General features: G+C 60.9%; 21 protein-coding genes. 12 read left to right on the top strand and 9 right to left on the bottom strand.

Translation table 11 applies throughout. From position 1 onward, the window contains the following. Nucleotides 1-79 precede the first annotated feature (79 nt). The 9 genes from trhA (at nt 80) to ACR0DO_RS11335 (ending at nt 8,914) form a co-directional block, all read left to right on the top strand. Nucleotides 80-748: a PAQR family membrane homeostasis protein TrhA gene (trhA, locus tag ACR0DO_RS11375; RefSeq protein WP_480558800.1), complete on the top strand. Its 669-nt coding sequence runs from the start codon at nt 80-82 to the stop codon at nt 746-748. Between the two features lie 195 nt (nt 749-943). Beyond that, nucleotides 944-2,344: a DUF4856 domain-containing protein gene (locus ACR0DO_RS11370; protein ID WP_480558798.1), complete on the top strand. Its 1,401-nt coding sequence runs from the start codon at nt 944-946 to the stop codon at nt 2,342-2,344. A gap of 62 nt (nt 2,345-2,406) precedes the next feature. After that, nucleotides 2,407-3,408 (top strand): sterol desaturase family protein, encoded by a 1,002-nt coding sequence (locus ACR0DO_RS11365; protein WP_480558796.1) that lies wholly within the window; start codon nt 2,407-2,409, stop codon nt 3,406-3,408. 123 nt (nt 3,409-3,531) lie between these two features. Next, nucleotides 3,532-4,512 (top strand): biotin synthase BioB, encoded by a 981-nt coding sequence (bioB, locus tag ACR0DO_RS11360; protein ID WP_480558794.1) that lies wholly within the window; start codon nt 3,532-3,534, stop codon nt 4,510-4,512. Continuing rightward, on the top strand, nt 4,509-5,642 hold the full coding sequence (locus ACR0DO_RS11355; protein ID WP_480558792.1) for an 8-amino-7-oxononanoate synthase: 1,134 nt from the start codon (nt 4,509-4,511) through the stop codon (nt 5,640-5,642). The genes bioB and ACR0DO_RS11355 overlap by 4 nt, the downstream gene beginning before the upstream one ends. Beyond that, nucleotides 5,639-6,259 carry a dethiobiotin synthase gene (bioD, locus tag ACR0DO_RS11350; RefSeq protein WP_480558790.1) on the top strand — a complete coding sequence of 207 codons (621 nt, stop codon included), beginning with the start codon at nt 5,639-5,641 and terminating at the stop codon, nt 6,257-6,259. The genes ACR0DO_RS11355 and bioD overlap by 4 nt, the downstream gene beginning before the upstream one ends. Further along, on the top strand, nt 6,256-7,542 hold the full coding sequence (bioA, locus tag ACR0DO_RS11345; RefSeq protein WP_480558788.1) for an adenosylmethionine--8-amino-7-oxononanoate transaminase: 1,287 nt from the start codon (nt 6,256-6,258) through the stop codon (nt 7,540-7,542). The genes bioD and bioA overlap by 4 nt, the downstream gene beginning before the upstream one ends. After that, on the top strand, nt 7,539-8,159 hold the full coding sequence (locus tag ACR0DO_RS11340) for a pimeloyl-ACP methyl esterase BioG family protein (protein ID WP_480558786.1): 621 nt from the start codon (nt 7,539-7,541) through the stop codon (nt 8,157-8,159). Before bioA ends, ACR0DO_RS11340 begins: the two co-directional genes overlap by 4 nt. Continuing rightward, the gene (locus ACR0DO_RS11335; RefSeq protein ID WP_480558784.1) at nt 8,156-8,914 is read left to right on the top strand and encodes a methyltransferase; all 759 of its coding nucleotides are present in this window, start codon (nt 8,156-8,158) and stop codon (nt 8,912-8,914) included. Before ACR0DO_RS11340 ends, ACR0DO_RS11335 begins: the two co-directional genes overlap by 4 nt. A gap of 6 nt (nt 8,915-8,920) precedes the next feature. Here the strand turns inward: ACR0DO_RS11335 and ACR0DO_RS11330 are convergent, their stop codons facing one another. Next, nucleotides 8,921-9,529 (bottom strand): GntR family transcriptional regulator, encoded by a 609-nt coding sequence (locus ACR0DO_RS11330; protein ID WP_480558782.1) that lies wholly within the window; start codon nt 9,527-9,529, stop codon nt 8,921-8,923. 209 nt (nt 9,530-9,738) lie between these two features. Here ACR0DO_RS11330 and ACR0DO_RS11325 point away from each other — a divergent pair, with 209 nt between their 5' ends. Further along, nucleotides 9,739-10,980 (top strand): acyl-CoA dehydrogenase family protein, encoded by a 1,242-nt coding sequence (locus ACR0DO_RS11325; protein ID WP_480558780.1) that lies wholly within the window; start codon nt 9,739-9,741, stop codon nt 10,978-10,980. A gap of 4 nt (nt 10,981-10,984) precedes the next feature. Here ACR0DO_RS11325 and ACR0DO_RS11320 read toward each other — a convergent pair whose 3' ends face one another. The 3 genes from ACR0DO_RS11320 to ACR0DO_RS11310 all read right to left on the bottom strand — a co-directional run bounded on the left by ACR0DO_RS11320 (nt 10,985) and on the right by ACR0DO_RS11310 (nt 15,047). After that, entirely contained in the window at nt 10,985-11,764 is a 780-nt protein-coding gene (locus ACR0DO_RS11320) for a carnitinyl-CoA dehydratase (RefSeq protein ID WP_480558778.1), read from the bottom strand. A 3-nt stretch (nt 11,765-11,767) separates the two neighbouring features. Further along, on the bottom strand, nt 11,768-13,783 hold the full coding sequence (locus tag ACR0DO_RS11315; RefSeq protein ID WP_480558776.1) for an acetate--CoA ligase family protein: 2,016 nt from the start codon (nt 13,781-13,783) through the stop codon (nt 11,768-11,770). Between the two features lie 103 nt (nt 13,784-13,886). After that, nucleotides 13,887-15,047 (bottom strand): acyl-CoA dehydrogenase family protein, encoded by a 1,161-nt coding sequence (locus tag ACR0DO_RS11310; RefSeq protein ID WP_480558774.1) that lies wholly within the window; start codon nt 15,045-15,047, stop codon nt 13,887-13,889. A gap of 98 nt (nt 15,048-15,145) precedes the next feature. Here ACR0DO_RS11310 and ACR0DO_RS11305 point away from each other — a divergent pair, with 98 nt between their 5' ends. Beyond that, complete coding sequence (locus tag ACR0DO_RS11305; protein WP_480558772.1) at nt 15,146-16,063, top strand: GlxA family transcriptional regulator; 918 nt, start codon at nt 15,146-15,148, stop codon at nt 16,061-16,063. Between the two features lie 101 nt (nt 16,064-16,164). Further along, the gene (locus ACR0DO_RS11300; RefSeq protein ID WP_480558770.1) at nt 16,165-17,199 is read left to right on the top strand and encodes an NADP-dependent oxidoreductase; all 1,035 of its coding nucleotides are present in this window, start codon (nt 16,165-16,167) and stop codon (nt 17,197-17,199) included. 66 nt (nt 17,200-17,265) lie between these two features. Here ACR0DO_RS11300 and ACR0DO_RS11295 read toward each other — a convergent pair whose 3' ends face one another. From ACR0DO_RS11295 to napG, 5 genes are read right to left on the bottom strand one after another with little or no spacing between them, the layout of a single operon-like run. Continuing rightward, entirely contained in the window at nt 17,266-17,523 is a 258-nt protein-coding gene (locus ACR0DO_RS11295) for a hypothetical protein (protein ID WP_170446678.1), read from the bottom strand. Nucleotides 17,524-17,535: 12 nt separating this feature from the next. Continuing rightward, nucleotides 17,536-18,237 (bottom strand): NapC/NirT family cytochrome c, encoded by a 702-nt coding sequence (locus ACR0DO_RS11290; protein WP_170446676.1) that lies wholly within the window; start codon nt 18,235-18,237, stop codon nt 17,536-17,538. 29 nt (nt 18,238-18,266) lie between these two features. Further along, the gene (locus ACR0DO_RS11285) at nt 18,267-18,704 is read right to left on the bottom strand and encodes a nitrate reductase cytochrome c-type subunit (RefSeq protein ID WP_170446675.1); all 438 of its coding nucleotides are present in this window, start codon (nt 18,702-18,704) and stop codon (nt 18,267-18,269) included. A gap of 12 nt (nt 18,705-18,716) precedes the next feature. Further along, on the bottom strand, nt 18,717-19,634 hold the full coding sequence (gene napH / locus ACR0DO_RS11280) for a quinol dehydrogenase ferredoxin subunit NapH (RefSeq protein ID WP_480558768.1): 918 nt from the start codon (nt 19,632-19,634) through the stop codon (nt 18,717-18,719). Beyond that, on the bottom strand, nt 19,631-20,449 hold the full coding sequence (gene napG, locus ACR0DO_RS11275) for a ferredoxin-type protein NapG (protein WP_480558766.1): 819 nt from the start codon (nt 20,447-20,449) through the stop codon (nt 19,631-19,633). Before napG ends, napH begins: the two co-directional genes overlap by 4 nt. Nucleotides 20,450-20,466: the final 17 nt, after the last annotated feature.

Raw genomic sequence — 20,466 nt, 5'->3', positions numbered from 1 at the left:
GCCGGGCAGGCACAGAGCTTTGACCGGTCGCGAGGGGCGTTAACTTGTCCGAAATCCCTTTGGCGCTTAAGTTAAGTCTATGTGGTCCTTTGCAGATATCCGTCCTGCCTATAGCCGCGCCGAGCGGGTGAGCGACGGAATTGTGCACGTTCTGGGCATCACGTCGGCCCTTGTTGCGGTGCCCATCCTGATCACGATCACTGCCTTTCACCGGTCCGAGCCCGAGGCCATTCTGGGTGTCTCGGTCTATGGTGTGACGCTGCTGCTGATGCTGACGTTTTCTGCGCTTTACAACATGATTGAAAGCGACAGGTGGACAGAACTTCTGCGCCGTCTTGATCACTCGGGCATTTATGTGAAGATTGCCGGAACCTACACGCCGTTCCTTTTGCTGTCGGTCGGGCAGGGGCCGGGGCTTTTGATTGGCCTATGGTCCTCGGCAACGCTGGGTTCGGTGCTCAAGCTGATTGATCCGGCCCGGTTTCGCTGGTTCGGGCTTGTCCTGTACCTGATGATGGGCTGGGCTGTCGTCTGGGCTGGTCCCGCCATGCTGGACGAGCTGCCCACTGTAGTAGTTTGGCTGATGATCGCAGGCGGTGTGGTCTATACCGTCGGAGTCGTCTTTTACCTTCTGGATCACCTGCCTTTTCACAATACAATCTGGCACGTGTTTGTTCTGACCGGTACGGTTCTGTTTTTCATAGCAATTTCTGCCAGGGTTCTACTGGGACCGCATCCGGTCGCCTGACGGGTTTTCGAGGTTGGTGCCTTTGTGGTGCAGAGCTGCGGGCGGTTTTTTGCATATCAAAGACCGCAGGGCCTTCTTTCTGAGGAATGGGACGAGACGTGAGCAATTGGGGGGTTGACTTGCCTCGGTAGTAATCGACTAAAAGGGTCGGAAATAATTCCCGATAAAAAAAGTCGGACAGAACGAGGACTCCCCATGCTGAAACCCACACTCAAATTTACATCGGCGCTTGTTGCTGTGGCCCTGATCGGCGGTGCCGCCATGGCCGATCAGGCTTATGGTCCGTTCCCGGTCACCGTAAAAGGCTATGAAGGTGACAAGACCAATTCGGTCTCGTATTCCGGCCAGATCGCGCGCCACGTGCTGCATGACAGCCTGAAAAAAGCGGCTTCCAAAGGGGATGGCGGCAACAACGCGGCCCAGGTCGAGGCGCTGATGCTGGCCTATTTCAACGGCTCCGAAGAAGATCTGGAAATCATTGCGCCGGTGTCAAAAGACGGCTTTCCGGTCAAGCAATCGACCGTGAATGAAATCTCCAAAGGCAAGAACATCTCGGGCAAGTTCTACAATGGCGCGATGCCTGCATGGCCGGGCAACCAGTCGGGCGTCGATGTTGCGCTGCAGATGATCAAACTGGCTGCGGCGTCCGAGCAGGGCTATGACCCGGTGAACGGCATGGATTGGGGGCAGCTGATCTCGAAATTCACGCTGGGTGCGATGGCCTATAATCAGGCGGTCGACAACTATCTGGACGAGAAGCTGGAAGCCGACAACAAGCCCAACGACCAGCCCTACAAAGAAGGCGCGCATTACACAGGCAAAGAGCATTCCTGGGATGAGGCGTTCGGCTACTTCGGTGCCGCGGCGCATTCTGTGACCCTATCGCCCGAGCAGAACTATGGCGTGTCCAAGCTGAAAGACATGGCTGCTGCGGATGCAAACGGCGACGGTGTCATCGACCTGAAAACCGAGATGGTCTTTGGCCCGGCCTATTATGCCGCTGGTGCCGACAAGGGTGGCAACCAGAACACCCAATACATGACCACCATCTTCAACGCTTTCCGCGATGGTCGTGCGCTGATCGCCTCGGCCAACGGTGAGGCGCTGACCGACGCACAGCGCGCCGAACTGAAGAACTATGCCGATATCATTGAAACCAACTGGGAGAAGACGCTGGCAGAAGCCACGTTCAAATATGCCGGTTCGGTTTACAAAGATATCGACAAGATCAAATCGGGTGAAGATACCGACGAGGCGCTGCGCAACTACGCCAAGCACTGGGGTGAGTTGAAGGGCTTCTCGATGGCGTTGCAGTCGGGCAAGAACAACCTTGGCGCAACTGCGATCGACCTGAACTGGATGATCGGCTTCAGCCCGGCGATGCCTGACGGTAAGATGGTTTCGGACATCGATGCAGACGGCAACTTTGTTCGTGACCGCGAGATGTCTCTGGATGACTATCAGGTCAACATGTTGAAAGTGCAAAAACTGCTGATCGACAAGTTCGGCATCGAAAGCCGCGCCAATGACGCAACCGCCGATCTGGCCGCGCTGGCCGAAAAGCTGGGCGCCACCGAGGCGGCCGAAACCGATTGAGGATCCTCTGATCCCACCCCGGCGGCTTTAGGGTCGCCGGGATTTCCATTGAAAGAGACCCTTTGGAATTTCTCGATCACATAGGCGCGGTCTTTGCCGATTTTTCCAACCCCAAGAAGCGTGTCTTCGTGGGGTATCTGTTTTTGACGGTCCTGCTTGCGCTGGTGTGGCTGGTGGCGGTGCGGCGGTCCTCGATCCGCGCGGCGGTGCGAGAGGTGTTTGATCGTACGATCCTGTTCTCACCTTCGGCGCGAGCGGACTGCAAGATATTTGTGATCAACCGTGTTTTCACCCTGTTCATCTCGCCGCTGTTGGTGTCGCAGCTGGCGATCGCAACCGCGCTGTTTTATGCGTTGCACGACGTCGATTTCCTGCGGCGGGGTTTGTTCGCGGATACGCCAAAGGCATTGATTGTGGCGCTGTTCACAGGGGTGATCTTCCTGGTGGATGATTTCACCAAATACATCGTGCACCGCTGGATGCACCGTTGGCCGGTACTGTGGGCGGTCCACAAGGTCCACCATTCGGCCGAGACCATGACCCCGATCACCGTTTACCGCGTTCACCCGCTCGAAGGCGTTCTGTACGGTCTGCGCGCGGCTGTGGCGCAGGGCACGGTGATGGCGGTGTTTCTGTTTTTCTTCGGTAGCGCGGTCGATCTGTACACGGTGCTGGGCGTCAATGTCCTGTCGTTCGTTTTCCATGTGACGGGCTCGAACCTGCGGCATTCGCATATCTCGATCCGGTACTGGCGCTGGCTGGAACATATCCTGATCTCTCCGGCGCAGCATCAGGTGCACCATTCGATTGCACGGAAACATCATGACAAGAACTTTGGCGTTGCCTTTGCGGTCTGGGATTGGCTGTTCGGATCGCTGCATCTGTCCGAACGGGACAGCAAGCTGACCTTCGGGTTGAAACCGTCCGAGGCGCACGCCTCGAACCTGATCGACATCTATTTCCGCCCCCTTCGCGATATCGCGAATGTTCTGCGGCGACGGGTCGGCAAGCTGCGGGCCGGACTGGCAGGACGGCCGGAGCATGAACGCGATCCCATAGCGTAACCCCTCAAACAGCTCTGGTGCGCCGAGCGGTTCCGCGCTGACCGGGCAGTTAGCAGTTGAAATTTTCCGGTTTATCGATATTAGACAAGGCAGGCATGGAGTTTTGGACAGATTATCGATAAAATGGAAAACACCTCTCCCACATGGACCCGCGAGGCGGCGCAGGCCGTTTATGATCTTCCTCTGATGGACCTGCTGTTCCGCGCGCAGACCGTGCATCGCGAGAACTTTGATCCCAACAAGATTCAGACCTCCAAGCTGCTGTCGATCAAGACGGGCGGCTGCGCCGAGGATTGCTCCTATTGTTCGCAGTCGGCCCGGAACGGCTCAAAGCTGTCGGCGTCGAAACTGATCGAGGTTCAGCGTGTCCTGACCGAGGCCCGCAAGGCCAAAGAGGGCGGTGCGACCCGGTTCTGCATGGGCGCGGCCTGGCGCGAGCCGAAGGATCGCGACATGGACGCGCTGGTTGCCATGGTCGAAGGCGTCCGCGACATGGGGATGGAGACCTGCATGACGCTGGGCATGCTGGACGACAATCAGGTGTTCCGCCTGCGCGATGCGGGGCTGGACTATTACAACCACAACATCGACACCTCCGAGCGGTATTACCCCGAAGTCATCACCACCCGCACCTTCGCCGATCGGATCGACACGATGAACCGCGTGCAGGACGCCGGGATCAAAGTATGTTCGGGCGGTATTCTGGGCATGGGTGAACAGATCGGCGACCGCGTCGATATGCTGGTGACACTGGCCAATATGGGCCCCGCGCCCGACTCCGTGCCGATCAACATGCTGATGCCGCAGGAAGACACGCCGCTGGCCGATGCCAAGCCGATCGACCCGATCGACTTTGTGCGCGTGATTGCCACCGCCCGCATCATGATGCCGAAATCCTATGTGCGCCTCTCCGCTGGCCGCAGCGACATGACCGAAGAGATGCAGGCCATGTGTTTCTTCGCCGGTGCGAACTCGATCTTTGTGGGCGAAACGCTGCTGACCGCGGAAAACCCCGAAGAAGACACTGACGCGATCCTGTTCAACAAGCTGGGGCTGCAGGCCGAAACCGTTGCCGGGCAAAGCTGTGCGGAAGCGGCTGAATGAAAGCATTGAGTCGCCTGCACTCGATGCTTGAAACGCTGGACGCCCGGCATCGTCGCCGGGCGCTGGCCCCGAGGCGTGGGCTGGACTTCGCCTCGAATGACTATCTGGGCCTTGCGGACTCACCGCTATTGCGCCGCGCCGCGCAAAAGGCGCTGGAGCGAGGTGTGCCGCTTGGATCAGGCGGTTCGCGGCTATTGCGCGGGAACCATCCGGAACATGAGGCGCTTGAGGAAGAGGCCGCCGCCTTTTTCGACGCCGAGGCCGCTTTGTTCATGGGTGGCGGATTTCAGGCCAATCAGGCGATTTTCTCGACCCTGCCTGCAGCGGGGGACCTGATCCTATATGACGATCTGGTCCATGCCAGCGCCCATGAGGGGATGCGCACGGGCCGGGCCGAAACCCGGTCCTTTGCGCATAACGACGTGGCCGATGCCCGGCGCGTTCTGGCGGATTGGCAGGCCACCGGCGGAGCGGGACAGGTCTGGATCGCGGTGGAAAGCGTCTATTCGATGGAAGGCGACATCGCGCCCTTGACCACACTGTCCGAACTGGCCGTCGAACACGGGGCCATTCTGGTGGTGGACGAAGCCCATGCCACCGGCGTTTTTGGTCCGAACGGAAAAGGCCTGGCCCATGGGCTGACGGCTGAGGTTCTGACCTTGCACACCTGCGGCAAAGGTCTGGGTGTTGCGGGCGGTCTGATCTGTGGGCCGCGGGTGATGATCGACGCGCTGATCAACCGTGCGCGGCCGTTCATCTTTGCAACCGCACCGTCGCCGTTCAATGCGGCCCTCGTACGGGCGGTGTTGGACCATCTGCAAGCAGACACCAGCCTGACCGCCGCCGCAACCGCCCGACTGCACCACGCCCATGCCGAGGCACGCCGTACGGGCGTTCCGCAGGATGTGCTGAACAGTCAGATCATTCCCGTCATTCTGGGCGACGAGGCGCGGACGATGCAAATGGCCGCAACCCTGCAAGCGCAGGGCTTTGACGTCCGGGGTATCCGCCCGCCGACGGTTCCGCGCGGCACCTCGCGACTTCGGATCTCGGTCACCGGCAATGTGACCAATGCCGATATCAGCGCCCTGTGCGAAACACTAGCCCAGCACCAAAGCGAGGCCGCATGAGTACCGTAATTGTTGTCGGCACGGATACCGGCATTGGCAAAACCGTCTTTGCTGCAGGTCTGACTGCCGCCCTCGGCGCGCAGTATTGGAAGCCAGTGCAGTCGGGGTTGGAAGAGGCAACGGACTCGGAAATCGTCGCAGAGCTGACCGGGGCCGAGGTGCTGTCCGAGGCCTATCGCCTGAACATGCCCGCCTCGCCGCATTTGTCCGCCGAGGATATGGGGATTGAGATCGACCCGGCCCGTCTGGCCTTACCTCAGGTGTCCGGCCCTCTGGTGGTTGAGGGCGCGGGCGGGCTGATGGTGCCGTTGAACCGACAGGTCTTTTTCCTCGACGTGATTGCCCAATGGCAGGCACCCGTTGTGCTGGTGGCGCGAACCGCTCTGGGGACGATCAACCACACGACCCTGTCTCTGATGGCGTTACGCAATGCCGGGTGCGATGTGGTCGGCGTGGCCTTTGTGGGCGATGCTGAACCGGATGTCGAACAGACCATCACTGAAATGGGCAACACCCGGCATCTGGGCCGACTGCCCTTTATCGACACCCTGTCCCGAGACACTCTGACCGACGCTTTCGCCGCCATCGACGTTGACACAATCCGGAGCGCCCTGTGACCCCGCTTGAGTTCGACGCCCGCCATCTGTGGCACCCCTACACCAACGTGCTGAAGCCCGGTCCGATGCATCTGATCACCGGGGCTGAGGGCGTCTGGCTGACGGCCGAGGACGGGACGCAGATGATTGACGCCATGTCCTCGTGGTGGTGCGCGGTACACGGGCACCGTCACCCGGCCATCATCGCGGCGATGCAGGCGCAACTGGATCAAATGCCGCATGTGATGTTTGGTGGCCTGACCCATTCCCCGGCGATCGAACTGGGCCGCAGAATGATCGACCTTTTGCCTGATGGGCTGGACCGTATTTTCTACAGCGACAGCGGCTCGGTCGCCACCGAGGTGGCGCTGAAGATGGCGGTGCAATACCAGATGGCACAGGGCCGTACCGGGCGCACGCAGTTTGCCACCATCCGTGGCGGCTATCACGGCGACACTTGGAAAGCGATGAGCGTCTGTGACCCGGTCAACGGGATGCACGGGCTGTTCGCCGGGGCGCTGTCGGTTCAGCATTTCCTGCCCCGCCCGCAGATCGCCTTTGGTCAGGACTGGTCCGAGGATGGTGACCTGAACGGCTTGAACGCGCTGGAAGAGTTGCTGGAAACCAAGGCCGACCAGATCGCCGGCCTGATCCTTGAGCCCGTCGTTCAGGGCGCGGGCGGGATGTATTTTTATCATCCGACATGGCTGCAACGGGCGCATGAGCTGTGCAAGGCGCATGACGTGCTGGTCATCTTCGATGAGATCGCCACCGGTTTCGGCCGCACCGGAGAGCTGTTTGCGCTGCACCATGCCGGTGTGGTGCCGGATATCTTGTGTCTGGGCAAAGCGCTGACCGGGGGCCACATCACGCTGGCCGCGACGGTCACGACCGAAACCGTTGCGCGTAGGATCGGCGAAAGTGAGGCAGGGGTCATGATGCATGGCCCGACCTATATGGCCAACCCGTTGGCCTGCGCGGCGGCGGTTGCCAGTCTGGAGCAGCTGTCGACCCGGGATTGGCGGTCCGAAGTGGCCGGGATTGCGGACCAGATGGAACACGAATTGGCACCCGCGCGCGAATTGCCGGGAGTCTCGGACGTGCGTGTTCTGGGTGCCATCGGTGTCATTGAAATGGAGGAGTGGGTCGATCCGTCGATTGCACATGGGCTGGCACCGGAAACCGGCGTCTGGCTACGGCCCTTCGCACGAAACATCTATTGTATGCCGCCCTACATCATCTCTCCGGACGAGCTGAGCCGTGTGACATCGGCCATGGTATCCTTGGCGAAAGGCGCGTCATGAAACAGCAATGGTTGTCCCGCTCGGGCACCCAGGAGGTGCTGTTGGTCTTCGGAGGCTGGGCGCTTGGGCCTAGGCCATTTCAGGGGCTTTCCGGCGATGCAGATGTGTTGTTCGTGGATGACTACACCCGGCTGGACAACCCGCTGAACGACCTTGCGCAATATGACCGGATCACCCTGATTGCCTATTCCTTTGGGGTGGCCTCGGCGGCGCATTGGCTGACGCAGACAGCGTTGCAACCGGATCGGTTGATCGCCGTCAGCGGCACTCTGTCCCCAGCCGACGCCGAGCACGGTATCGCGCCAGACATGATCCGCGCCACCGCAGATCAACTGAACACCGACAGTTTCGCCAAATTCTGCCGCCGCGCCGGATTGGAGGGGCCAGCCCCCAAAATCGATATCGGCGCCGCGCGGTCTGAACTTTACGCGGTGATCGAACGTGGCACCGCACCGGATCGCAAGTTCGACCGTGTATGGATTTCACAGCGGGATCGGATCATCCCCACCCGCGCGCAACAGGCCGCATGGGCCGGGCAGCAGGACGCCGTGCGTGAGATTTCCGCGCCGCATGTTCCCTTTGCCGCAGGTCAAAGCTGGAAGGAATGGATCGCATGAACGCCCAGTTGACCGACCGTGTCCAGCGCAGTTTCAGCCGCAGTTTCATGACCTATCACGACTCGGCGGGTCAGCAGGCCAAGATTGCGGACCGTTTAGCGCAGGATCTGCGCGACTGTGGTGCGCCGCAGCATTTCGCATCTGCGTTGGAATTCGGCTGCGGCACCGGTCACCTGACCCAGCAGCTTTGCGAGCATTTCGCGTTTGACAGCCTTACGATCAATGACCTGTCGCCCGAGGCCGATGAAACCGCTTCCACCTATGGGGCCGCGTTTCTATGCGGGGACGCCGAGACTGTCGCATGGCCCGCGCAACCGCATCTGATTGCGTCGGCCTCGATGATCCAATGGCTTCCCGATCCCGCCGCGTTCCTGCGCCGGGCTGCGATGGCATTGGCACCCGGAGGCTGGCTGGCCGTTTCGGGGTTTGGTCCGCAGCAATACCGAGAACTTGTTCAGGGCGGGTCGGCGTCGAAAGCGCCCGGGCTGTGCGGGCCGGACGCTCTGCGCGCTGCTGTCGAGGGTCTTATGGACGTTGTCTCTGCCGGGGAAGTGGAACGGCAGATGCACTTTTCTTCGCCGCGAAAAGTGTTGGAGCATCTGCGTCGGACCGGCGTGAACGGGCGGGCGCAGAAAACCTGGACCAAGTCCAGCCTGATGGCCTTTACCAATGAGTACATCCTGCAATTCGGGGGCGAGTCCGGCGTTTCGCTGACCTATCACCCGACATGGATCATCGCCCGCAAACCCGGCTGAACTGGCCTAGGCCAATCGTGTCAGGTGGCGCTGCATCACCGAATGGGCCTTGGCGGCGTCACGGTCCTTGATGGCGGCCAGAATGGCGGCATGGTCCGGATCGGCGCGCTGACGCCATTTGGCGGTGTGCAGATTGTTGAAATGCCACGCATACAGCACTTGCAGGTTTCTGATCTCGGCGATCATACGCGGCATGTTGCAGGCGGCGATGACGGCCATGTGAAAGCGCTGATTGGCGTCCTCCCAATCATCAGCGGTGGTGGCACCGTCGCATTCCTCGTGAATCTGTTCGATCGCCGCGATCTGGCGGGCCGTCAGATTGGGCACGGAATGCAGCAACGCGACCGGTTCCAGCGCGCGCCGCATCACCCGAAGTTCCTGAATGGCGTTCTGATCCATCGGCGCCACGCACATCCCCCGGCGCGGAACGGCAACCGTCAGCCCCTTGGAGGCGAGGTTCAGCAGAGCTTCGCGCACAGTCACCTGGCTGACACCGAACTCGCGGGCAATAAGGTCCTGCCGTAGCTTTTCACCGGGCTTCAACACCCCCTGAACAATTCGCGTCGACAGCTTGTCGGCGATATCATCCGATTTCTTGATCTGCTGCTCGGACACCTGACCCTCGGTTCATTGCACGTGTTCACAGACGCTTACCGTCATGGAGAGGGTTGGGCAACAGAGCTGTGAACAGGTGGGTTTTGGTGGCGACCAGAGTGACCTCGCGGCAGTTGCGGCTTAGACCCTGCACGCAGGTTTCACAAATGCCGGTGGCACGGCTAGGGTACGAGGGGCAGCCTGCCGTAACAGCCTGAAAAGGGATCACAATGGATTTTGCCCCATCGCCGCGCGCCGAGGAATACCGCGACCAGCTGAAACGCTTTATGCAGGCGCATATCTATCCGCGTATCCGCGACCACAAGGAAGAGATCGAGGCGGGTAATTTCCCGGTGTCCTTCATCGAGGACCTCAAGGCGCTGGCCCGGTCCGAGGGGCTGTGGAACCTGTTCCTGCCCTCTTTGCGCGACGACGAACCCGGCACGCGGCTGACCAATCTGGAATACGCCCCGTTGGCCGAGTTGATGGGGCAGGTGACGTGGTCGTCCGAAGTGTTCAATTGCAGCGCGCCGGACACCGGCAATATGGAGCTGTTGCACATGTTCGCCAAGCCTCAGCAGCGCGAGGAATGGCTGGTGCCGCTGTTGAATGGTGAAATCCGGTCGTCTTTTGCGATGACCGAACCCGACGTGGCCAGTTCGGACGCGACCAATATCACCACCTCGATCCGGCGTGAGGGGGATGAGTATGTCATCAACGGCCGCAAATGGTTCATCACAAATGCCTGCCACCCGAACACCAAGATGTTCATCGTCATGGGCAAGACCGACCCGAACGCGGACCGGCACAAGCAACAAAGCATGGTGATCGTGCCCAAGGACACGCCCGGCCTTGAGATTGTACGCAACCCCACGATCCTGAACATGCACGATCCCGAGGGCCATGCAGAGCTGGTCTTCAAGGACGTGCGCGTACCGGCCAGCAATCTACTGGGGGAAGAGGGCAGCGGTTTTGCTCTGGCGCAGGCGCGTTTGGGGCCGGGGCGGATTCACCACTGTATGCGCTCGGTTGGTGCAGCCGAGATGGCGCTGTCACTGATGGTCGAGCGCGCGCAGGAGCGGAAGACGTTCGGCAAGCAGCTGTCAGAGCAGGGGGTGATCCGGGAATGGATCGCGAAGTCACGGCTTGAGATCGATCAGGCGCGGCTACTGACATTGCAGGCGGCATGGAAGATCGATCAGGTCGGGGCCAAGGCCGCCCGGCGCGAGATTTCGCTGATCAAGGTGGTGGCGCCCAATGTGCACGCCACCGTAACCGACCGCGCGATGCAGGTCTTTGGTGCGATGGGCATGACGCCAGACACGCCTTTGGCCGACAGTTACACTTGGGCGCGGGCGCTGCGCTATGCGGATGGCCCGGATGAGGTGCATCTGCAGGCCATCGCAAAGCAAGAGCTGAAAGAGTCGAACTTCGGCATGTCAGCGCAATGGCTGACACCGCCGAAGCGTTGATCTTTTACTTGCCCGTCCAGACCGGGTCGCGTTTTTCCGCAAAGGCGCGCGCGCCTTCCAACTGGTCCTCGCTGGCGTATAGAACGTCAACGGTGCGCAACTGGCGCTTGGTAATGCGGTTCATCGCGTCCTGGAACTTGCTGTCTTCGGCGTCGCGCACGACCTCCTTGATCGCGGCGTAGACCAGAGGGGGACCCGAGGCCAGCAGGCGGGCCAGCTCCCATGCGCGATCCATCAGCTGATCGGCGGTGACAATTTCGTTCACCAGACCCCAGCGGTTGGCTTCCTCGGCATCAAACCAGCGGCCGGTCAACAGCAGCTCCATGGCGATGTGATAGGGGATGCGTTTTGGCAGCTTGACGCTGGCCGCATCGGCCACGGTGCCCGAGCGGATTTCAGGCAGGGCAAAGGTGGCGTGCTCAGCAGCCAGGATCATGTCCGCCGAGATCGCCAGTTCCAGCCCGCCACCGCAGGCGATGCCGTTCACCGCGGCGATGACCGGCTTGTTCAGATCGCGCAGTTCCTGCAGGCCGCCGAAACCACCGACGCCATAGTCACCGTCAACGGCATCGCCGTCTGCGGCGGCTTTCAGGTCCCAGCCGGGGCAAAAGAATTTCTCGCCCGCGCCAGTCAGGATGGCCACGCGCAGGTCCGGGTCATCGCGGAATTCGGCAAAGACCTCGCCCATTCTGCGGCTGGTGGCCAGGTCGATGGCGTTGGCCTTGGGCCGGTCCAGCGTCACCTCAAGGATCACCCCTTCGCGGCGGGTTTTGATCGGGTCCATTTCTCAGGCCTTTCTGATGAGGGCATCCACGGCAACGGCCTTGTCGGGCGTGCAGAGGAGCGGGTTAATCTCGACCTCGCCAAGCGTGTCGGCATTTTGCATGACATAGGCCTGAACGGCCTCAATCGCGGTGATGATCGCATCCATATCAGCCGCCGGTTGGCCGCGATAGCCTGCCAGCAGCGGCGCAATCTTCAGCTTGCCAAGGGCGGCGCGGATATCATCGGGCGTGCTGGGTACCAGCAAGGATGCTGTATCGCGCAGAACCTCGGTCAGCACACCGCCAGCACCCAGGGTCAGCACAAAACCGTGGGCCGGGTCGCGGACCACACCGACCAGCAGTTCAGCGATGGTTCCAGTGATCATCTCTTCGACCAGAATCTCGTCGGTGCCGATATCGGCGGCCACATCTGCCACGTCTTCGGCCTGAACGCCCAAGCGAACGGCGGAATGTTCGGACTTATGCGCAAGACCAACGCCTTTGACGGCGAAGGGCGCGTCCATTTCCTGTGCTACGGCTTGGGCTTCGTCCGGGCCGCGCACGGTGCGGTTTTGCGGGATGCGCAGACCGCAATCGGCCAGCGCCTGTTTGGATTCGCCCTCGGTCAGGGTCCGGTTGGCCTCGGCGGTGCCCGGCAGCCAGACCGGATGCGTGGACGGTGCCGTGACCTGAGCCGCCGCGCGGGTGGCGGCCAGTGCTTCGCGCAGACCCATGAACGGCACAACGCCACCGGCCATCAGCTCCTGCGCGACGTTTTCCGGCAGCAGTTCCGGCAATGTCGCGGCTATCGCGAACCGCGCGCCGGTTTCTGCACGAACCTTCATTGCCGCACGCGAGGCGCAGGCCCAGTCGGTCGGATCGGTGGTTGGATAATCGACGATCGAGAAGGTCAGGTCGATATCGTCGCCGGTCATGCCGGACCATGCTTTGGCCATCGCCTCTTCGTCACGCCAGATATAGGTGTGATAATCCAACGGGTTATTCAGCGCGACCATGGGTCCGAGTGCATCACGCAAGTGGGCTTTCTTGTCGTCAGTCAGGCGCGGGAAGGTCAGGCCCGTACCCACGGCCATGTCCGCGATCAGGCTGGCTTCACCCCCCGAACAGCTTATCGAGGCGATATTGCCGCCCGGCAGCGGGCCATAGCAATGCAGCAGCTTCAGCGTTTCAAGGAAATCGGGCAGGGCGGACAGGCGCGGGATACCCAGACGCTCCAACAAGGCCTGCGCCCCGGCGTCGCTGCCCGCCAGCGATGCGGTATGCGAAACGGTCGCCGCCTGCGCCTGTTCCGACGCGCCGACCTTGAGCGCGACCAGCGGGATGCCTTTGCTGTGCGCCTTGGCGGCCAGCGCTTCCCATTCGCGGATATCCTTGAAGCCTTCGATATGCAGGCCCACGGCGGTTACACGCGGGTCGTCGATCAGGGCCGACGCGATCTCGGCTTGGCTGGTCTGCGCCATGTTCCCGCAGGTCACCATGTAGGCAATCGGCAGGCCGCGTTTCTGCATAGTCAGGTTGATCGAGATGTTTGAACTTTGCGTCAGGATCGCAACGCCTTTTTCGACCGGGGTCGCCCCATGCTGATCCGGCCACAGCAGCGCGCCGTCCAGCGCATTGATGAACCCATAGCAGTTCGGCCCCAGAATGGGCATGTCCCCGGCGGCTGCGATCAACTGGTCCTGCAGGTCTCTGCCCATGTCATCCTCGGCCAAAGCCTCGGAAAAGCCCGAGGCAAAGCAGACGGCGCCACCGGCACCCATGCTGGACAGGATATGCACCGCCTCGATCGTGGCGTGGCGGTTAATGCCGATGAACACGGCGTCGGGGGCTTCTGGAAGGTCTTCGAGGTGCCCATAGACCGAATGGCCTGCGATTTCCGTGGCCTTGGGGTGCACCGGCCATATTTGACCCGCATAGCCCATGCGCTCGGATTGCAGAATAACCTGTTGGCACCAGGCGCCGCCCCCAATGACGGCAATGGTTTTCGGGCGCAGAAGCCGGGTAAGATCTCTGTTCATCGACAATCCTGATCGAGTCGTTGGAAATGCCCCCGGCGGCAAGCGGGTCTGGACGGGATGAGAGCGTAACCTGCCAGAACCCACTTACCGCCGGGACGTGGTCTTATGCGCCGAGGGGGCGCAGAAGATCGCGGCTGATGATGTGACGCTGAATCTCGCTGGTGCCGTCCCAGATGCGCTCAACGCGGGCATCGCGCCAGAAGCGTTCGATCGGGAAGTCATCCATCAGGCCCATGCCACCATAGATCTGCAGTGTCGTATCGGTGACCCGCGCCAGCGTTTCCGAGGCGTACAGCTTGGCCGAGGCGATCTCGCGGTTTGAAGGCAGATTTTCGTCCAGACGCCATGCGGCGGACAGGGTCAGCCAGTCAGCGGCGTCGATCTCGGTGATCATGTCGGCGATCTGGAAGCCGATGCCCTGGAACTTGCCGATGGGTTGTCCGAACTGTTTGCGCTCGGCGGCATAGTTCAAAGCGTAGTCAAAGCAACGGCGCGCACGGCCGACCGAGAAGGCCGCAACCGTCAGGCGGGTGGCGTAGAGCCATTCGTTCATCACCGCAAAGCCGCCATCGACCTCGCCCAGAACCTGTGCGTCGGGCAGGCGGCAATTGTCGAAATACAGGATGTAGTTCTTGTAACCCTTGTGGCTGACCGAGTTATAGCCCTCGCGCACCTCGAAGCCGGGTGTGCCGCGATCCACCAGGAAGGTGGTGATGCGCTTTTTGGGGCCTTTCGGGGTCTCATCCACACCGGTTGCGATGAACACGATGAAGAAATCCGCGTGTTCCGCGCCCGAGATGAAGTGCTTGGACCCATTGACGACCCAGTCACCACCGTCGCGCACTGCCTGACATTTCATGCCACGCACGTCGGACCCTGCGTCCGGTTCGGTCATCGCCAGGGCGTCCATTTTCTCACCACGCACGGCGGGCAGCAGGTAGCGTTCACGCTGCTCGTCATTGCAGGCCATCAGGATGTTCTGCGGGCGGCCAAAGAAATGGGTCAGCGCCATTGAACCACGGCCCAGCTCGCGCTCGACCAGAGTAAAATCGAGATGCGATAGGCCGGCGCCGCCGACCTCTTCGGGGAAGTTGCAGGCGTAAAAGCCCAGATCGATGCACTTCTGCTTGATCTGCCCGCCCAGCTCGTGCGGGACCTGACCGGTGCGTTCAACCTCGGCCTCGTGCGGGTAGATTTCGTTTTCAACGAAGCTGCGAACAGTCGAAACGATCATTTCCTGTTCTTCTGACAGACCAAACTGCATGGCGCGTATCCTTAGATAGGTGATTGACGCAGGAAACGGCATTGCGCAGTGTCACGACATGCAGAGTTGGCGCAGAATCGTGCAGAGTTGGAAAAAATTTGACCCGGCAATATAACATATTGCTGTTCGATGGGTTCTCGAACCACTGCTTGGCCAACATGGTCGAGCCGTTGCGCGCCGCAAATACACTGGCACGGCAGGCCCTGTACGCGTGGCGATTCTGTTCGATTGATGGAGGGATGGTTGAAAGCTCCAGCGGTCTTGCCGTCACGCCGAATGGGGCCCTGAGCGATCAGCGCGGAGACGTGCTGGTGGTCATGCCGTCTTATGGTTTTCTCGAACTGGACACGCGCGAAACCACCCGCGCGGTGCTGACGGCTGCGGGAAAACACACGCAGCTGGCGGGTCTGGACACCGGCAGCTGGCTGTTGGCGCGGGCCGGGTTGCTGAATGATCATCGGGCGACGATTCACTGGGATGAACTGGCCCGGTTCGAAGAGACCTTTCCTTTGGTCAACGCGGTTCAGGAGCGGTATGTCATCGACGGTAACCGGCTGACATGCTCCGGGGCGATGGCGGCGTTTGATCTGGCCTCGGCCCTTATTCGCCGCGATCACGGGCCGCTGCTGTCGATGGAGGTCGCGCATCTGCTGATGAGCCGGGGTAGCGCGGATCATTATGCGCTGCCGCTGAAATCCGAAGACACTCTGGTCAACCGGGCGCTGACCTTGATGCAGGCGAATCTGGAAACACCGCTGCCGATCAAAGAGATTGCCCGCAAAATCGGCTGTTCGCAAAAGCGGCTTGAAGGGCGGATACAGGCCGAATTGAAAACCACGCCGCAGGCGCTGTATCGGCGTCTGCGCCTTAATCTTGCCCGCAAGCTGGCGGAAGAGACGGAACAGTCCATCGCGGAAATCGCCGGGCGCTGCGGTTATGAAAACGCGAGCGCCATGACCCGGGCGTTCAAGGCCGAGTTCGGGCAAACGCCGACCGCGTTCCGCAGCGGCAGTTGAGGCAGGGGCAGGGTTTATAACATTGCGGACCAGAGAGCTTTCTGCACAGTAGCAAAGCAACCCAAAGTCGCAGGACGAGACCTTAGCACAGGAGTCAGAACATGGCCCAATCCCGAGACGTCAACAGACAGATCGTTCTGAACGAACGCCCCAGCGGGCAACCAGACGAAAACACTCTGCGCCTGACCACGACCGAGGTTCCGACCCCCGGTCCGAATGACATGCTGGTGCGCACGGTTTACCTGTCTTTGGACCCCTATATGCGCGGGCGTATGAACGATGCCAAGTCCTATGCCGAACCCGTTGCCATCGGCGGTGTCATGACTGCGCAGGTCGTGGGGCAGGTCGTGACGTCGAATCTGAAAGGGTTTGAGGCCGGGGACTATGTCCTGTCGGGCAGCGGTTGGCAGGACTATGCGATTTCGGATGGGGCCGAGGTTATGAACCTTGGCAAGTTACCGCAGAACCCATCCTGGGCTTTGGGAATCCTTGGGATGCCCGGCTATACCGCCTATGCCGGTCTGCTGAAAATCGGTGAGCCGAAGCCGGGTGAAACCGTGGTGGTAGCGGCGGCTGCCGGGCCAGTGGGGGCCACTGTGGGGCAGATCGCAAAGCTCAAAGGTTGCCGGGTTGTCGGCGTTGCGGGTGGTGCGGAGAAATGCGCGTATATCGTTGAGAATTTGGGTTTCGACGCCTGTATCGACCACAAGGCGCCGGATTTTGCCGAGCAGTTGAAACAGGCCTGCCCGGACGGGATCGACGTCTATTTTGAAAACGTCGGCGGCAAGGTGCTGTATGCGGTATTGCCGCTGCTGAACCCGTTTGCGCGGGTACCGGTCTGCGGTGTTGTCGCTTGGTACAACCTGCCGGGGCTGCCCGATGGGCCGGATATGGGCCCTGCAATCATGGGCACCTTGCTGCGCATGAAGGTGAAAATGCAGGGATTCATTATTTTCGACAGCTTCACGCGTGAGGTCTACGAGGAGTTTCGCCGCGACATGACCGGATGGATTGCAGATGGGTCGATCCAGTACAAGGAACACATGGTCGACGGGTTGGAAAACGCGCCCGAGGCCCTGAACCAACTGCTGAGCGGCGGTAATTTCGGAAAAATGGTGGTCAATGTAGGGGCGTGATACTGCCCCGGAAAACACGTTCACCCGACGCAGGGCGCCGGGTGAATGATTCTCGGGCCGGTAGATTTACGCGGTCGTGCCCTTGATGCGGATGGCTGAGCCCAGCGAACCGGCGCACAGACCGACAACCACGGCAATCAAAAGCTCGATCGTTTCGACATTGGCAAAGTTCCAATGGGCAAAGACCAGCGTTTCCAGCACGCCGACCGCACCGCCCATCAGGCCGCCCAGCCACACACGCCGTGTCATCATCCCCAGCGCAAGTCCCAGAATACCCGGCAGGCTGATGACGTTGGCCCCGATTGTTCCAAGAAATTCCAGCATGTCTTGCCCCTCTTATTCCGCCTGATCGGCCAGGAATGACCGGATTTCTGCGCTGCCATCCGCCACCTGTTGCTGCAGCTTGCCCGAGGGTTCGCCAGCCAGCTCTTCGGTAATTTCCTGATAGGTCTCAAGGTAGTTTGGCGGCAGAGTGTGCGCGATACCCTGGTGACAGTCGATGCAGGTCATGTTGTTGTCGATCGCGCGCTGGTGTTCAGACGCGGCGCGGGTTTCCTGAATGGTAAAGTCCATATAGTCGAAGTTGTGGCAGTTGCGGCATTCGCGGCTGTCAGACGCCTTCATCTTTTTCCACACGGCCGAGGCCATGCTCAGCCGGTGTTCTTCGTATTTTTCAGGCGTGCTGATGGTGCCTGCCAGCTCGTGATAGACGTCCTTGACGGCCATGATCTTGGCCTTGATCTTGTGGTTCCACTCATGCGGCACGTGGCAGTCGGAACAGATCGCGCGCACGCCCGAGTGGTTGTTGTAGTGGATCGTCTCGCGATATTCGCCCAGATTGGTTTCCATCGTGTGGCACGAGGTACAGAATTCCTCGGTATTGGTCAGTTCAAGGGTCCAGTGGAACCCGCCCCAGAACAGGATGCCGGCCAGAAAACCTGCCAACACCAGAAAGCCCGAGCTGAACATGACAGCCGGAGTCCAGATTGCGTTCCAGATGCGGCCTATCCATCCGCGTTTTTCGGGGGAGTCTGCCATGTCGGTGCTCCTTTCAGACTTGCGTTGGATTAGTTGCCGGACGAGGGTTCAAACACGTTGTCGACCAACGCAGGAGCATCCGCCTGAGGGACGTGGCACTGGTTACAGAAATACCGGGTGCCTGCCACTTGGTCCAACTCGTTGCCGTCGCGATCCAGGTAGTGGGTCATCGACAAGGTTGGCGCGTTGCGGTCGCCGGCCTTGGTCCAGTCATGGCAGGACAGGCACTGGTTGGTGCGTACGTCGATCTGGTACTGCTCGACCGAGTGCGGGATCAGCGGCGGTTGTTGGCGATAGTTGCGCTGCATGCGCCCTTCGACATCCTTGTGGATCTGATGCAGGGGGATGGGCTCATCTACATCTGCCCCGCGCAGGGTTTCCACCTGGGCTGACTGGGCAAGGGCGAACCCGCTCAGGAGCAAAACGGGGATCAGGGCAATTCCGCCTGTCACGATTGATTTTTTCATCTTGGCACTCCCTTAGATAGGTCTGGCTTCGCGCGGCTCGGGCGCGGGAACTGGATCGGAAGGTGCGACGACATGATCGTCGAACCGGTGAGTAAATTGGAAAACATCGACGGCGCAGACATCGATGCAGCGGCCGCAATTGGTGCAGTCCGGCGACAGGATCAGCGGTGTCGTGCCGGGCTTGCCCTTCAATGCGGGCGAAATGATCTGGTTTTCGGGGCAGACCGCGTAGCAGTCCATGCAATCGTCACAGGCCGTCCGGTTGGCAGCGCTGACCCGCAGCAGGCTTTTGCTGCCGATAAGGCCATAGAAAGCACCGACCGGGCAAATATGGCCGCACCAGCCGTGGCGCGCGACGATCAGATCAAAGATGAAGATTGCGGCAATCAGGGCCCAGACGAAACCTGCACCAAAGATCAGCCCGCGGTGCAGCATGGTGATCGGGTTCACCAGTTCCCACGCGATCACGCCGGTCAGGCCCGAGACGATCAGCACCGTCGCCAGCACCCAGAGGCGCGTGTTGCGCTTTGGCTGCCAGCCTTTTGGCAGGTCCAGCCGACGGTGCAGCCAGTTTGCGGCATCGGTCACCGGGTTGATCGGGCAGACCCAGGAACAATAGACACGGCCCCCGATCAGCGCATAGGCGACCAGAACGATCACCCCGCCGATCAGGGCGGTCAGTTCGGGCCAATGCCCGGCCACGGTGCTTTGCAACAGAACCAAAGGATCGGTCAGAGGAAGCACCCCGAGGGTCAGCGACCCGGCCAGCGTGCCTTGAACGATCCAGATGCCGAACCAGGGGCCCAGCAGGAACAGTGCCAGAAAGAACAGCTGGCTGGCGCGGCGCAGCAGCAGGAAACGGTGCGCGCCGATCCAGCCTTTGGTGGCCATGGCCTCTTGTCCGACCGGCAGATGGGTACGGGCGCTCATTGTCCAGTCCCCGGAAGATTATAAGATGGCGTGAAGCCGCCCGGCGCGGCCAGGTTGTCCGTACCCGGTCCCGGCAGGCGGTCGGGCAGGTCGATGAGACCGTCCACAAGGGGGCCGCCGTGGGTTTCTTTTTCTTCCCATCCTTTGCGGTAGTGATCCGCGCTGCTGCCGCGCGCCAGTCGGGCGGGCAGAACCTTGATCGCGGCTTCGGGAAGAACGCAGCTTTTTTCGCACATGCCGCAGCCAGTGCAGTGATCGGCATGCACGGTGGGAATGAACATCGCATGATGACCCGAGCGGTTGTTGTGCGCAGTCTCCAGCGTGATCGCCTCGTCAATGACGGGGCAGACGCGGTAGCAAACGTCACAGCGCAGGCCGAGGAAGTTCAGGCAGTTTTCCTGATCTACCAGAACCGCAACGCCCATATTGGCATCGTCGATATTGTCCAGCCCCGGATCCAGCGCACCGGTGGGGCAGGCGGCGACGCAGGGGATGTCGTCGCACATTTCGCACGGCACATCGCGTGCCGTGAAATAGGGCGTGCCGGTTGCAACGGCATCGACCCCAAGTTCAGCCAGTTTCAAGGTGTCGTAAGGGCAATCCCGCACGCAGAGCCCGCAGCGGATGCAGGCCGACAGGAACTCTTTCTCCGGCAACGCGCCGGGCGGGCGCAATGCCTCGGCCGGCAGCGCGCGGGCATCGCGGGCCAGCCAGGCCAGCAACGACCCGGCGACCACGCAGCCGCCTGCCGCGCGCGCCGAATCCTGCAGGAATCGGCGCCGTTGCGGCGAGAGAGGAGTACCGGTCAGACACATGGGGACTACCTTTGCGA

The organism is Ruegeria sp. AM9, assembly GCF_056540565.1.
This window is presented reverse-complemented; position numbering and strand designations above follow the sequence as displayed.

Bases quoted from the DNA above. Each gene is read 5' to 3' on its own strand.
- ACR0DO_RS11285 (WP_170446675.1), bottom strand. From the start codon at position 18,704: ATGAAAAAATCAATCGTGACAGGCGGAATTGCCCTGATCCCCGTTTTG.
- ACR0DO_RS11300 (WP_480558770.1), top strand. From the start codon at position 16,165: ATGGCCCAATCCCGAGACGTCAACAGACAGATCGTTCTGAACGAACGC.
- trhA (WP_480558800.1), top strand. From the start codon at position 80: ATGTGGTCCTTTGCAGATATCCGTCCTGCCTATAGCCGCGCCGAGCGG.
- bioD (WP_480558790.1), top strand. From the start codon at position 5,639: ATGAGTACCGTAATTGTTGTCGGCACGGATACCGGCATTGGCAAAACC.
- ACR0DO_RS11320 (WP_480558778.1), bottom strand. From the start codon at position 11,764: ATGGACCCGATCAAAACCCGCCGCGAAGGGGTGATCCTTGAGGTGACG.
- ACR0DO_RS11335 (WP_480558784.1), top strand. From the start codon at position 8,156: ATGAACGCCCAGTTGACCGACCGTGTCCAGCGCAGTTTCAGCCGCAGT.
- ACR0DO_RS11370 (WP_480558798.1), top strand. From the start codon at position 944: ATGCTGAAACCCACACTCAAATTTACATCGGCGCTTGTTGCTGTGGCC.
- ACR0DO_RS11295 (WP_170446678.1), bottom strand. From the start codon at position 17,523: ATGCTGGAATTTCTTGGAACAATCGGGGCCAACGTCATCAGCCTGCCG.
- ACR0DO_RS11315 (WP_480558776.1), bottom strand. From the start codon at position 13,783: ATGAACAGAGATCTTACCCGGCTTCTGCGCCCGAAAACCATTGCCGTC.
- napG (WP_480558766.1), bottom strand. From the start codon at position 20,449: ATGTGTCTGACCGGTACTCCTCTCTCGCCGCAACGGCGCCGATTCCTG.
- ACR0DO_RS11325 (WP_480558780.1), top strand. From the start codon at position 9,739: ATGGATTTTGCCCCATCGCCGCGCGCCGAGGAATACCGCGACCAGCTG.
- bioB (WP_480558794.1), top strand. From the start codon at position 3,532: ATGGAAAACACCTCTCCCACATGGACCCGCGAGGCGGCGCAGGCCGTT.
- ACR0DO_RS11290 (WP_170446676.1), bottom strand. From the start codon at position 18,237: ATGGCAGACTCCCCCGAAAAACGCGGATGGATAGGCCGCATCTGGAAC.
- ACR0DO_RS11340 (WP_480558786.1), top strand. From the start codon at position 7,539: ATGAAACAGCAATGGTTGTCCCGCTCGGGCACCCAGGAGGTGCTGTTG.
- ACR0DO_RS11310 (WP_480558774.1), bottom strand. From the start codon at position 15,047: ATGCAGTTTGGTCTGTCAGAAGAACAGGAAATGATCGTTTCGACTGTT.
- ACR0DO_RS11355 (WP_480558792.1), top strand. From the start codon at position 4,509: ATGAAAGCATTGAGTCGCCTGCACTCGATGCTTGAAACGCTGGACGCC.
- napH (WP_480558768.1), bottom strand. From the start codon at position 19,634: ATGAGCGCCCGTACCCATCTGCCGGTCGGACAAGAGGCCATGGCCACC.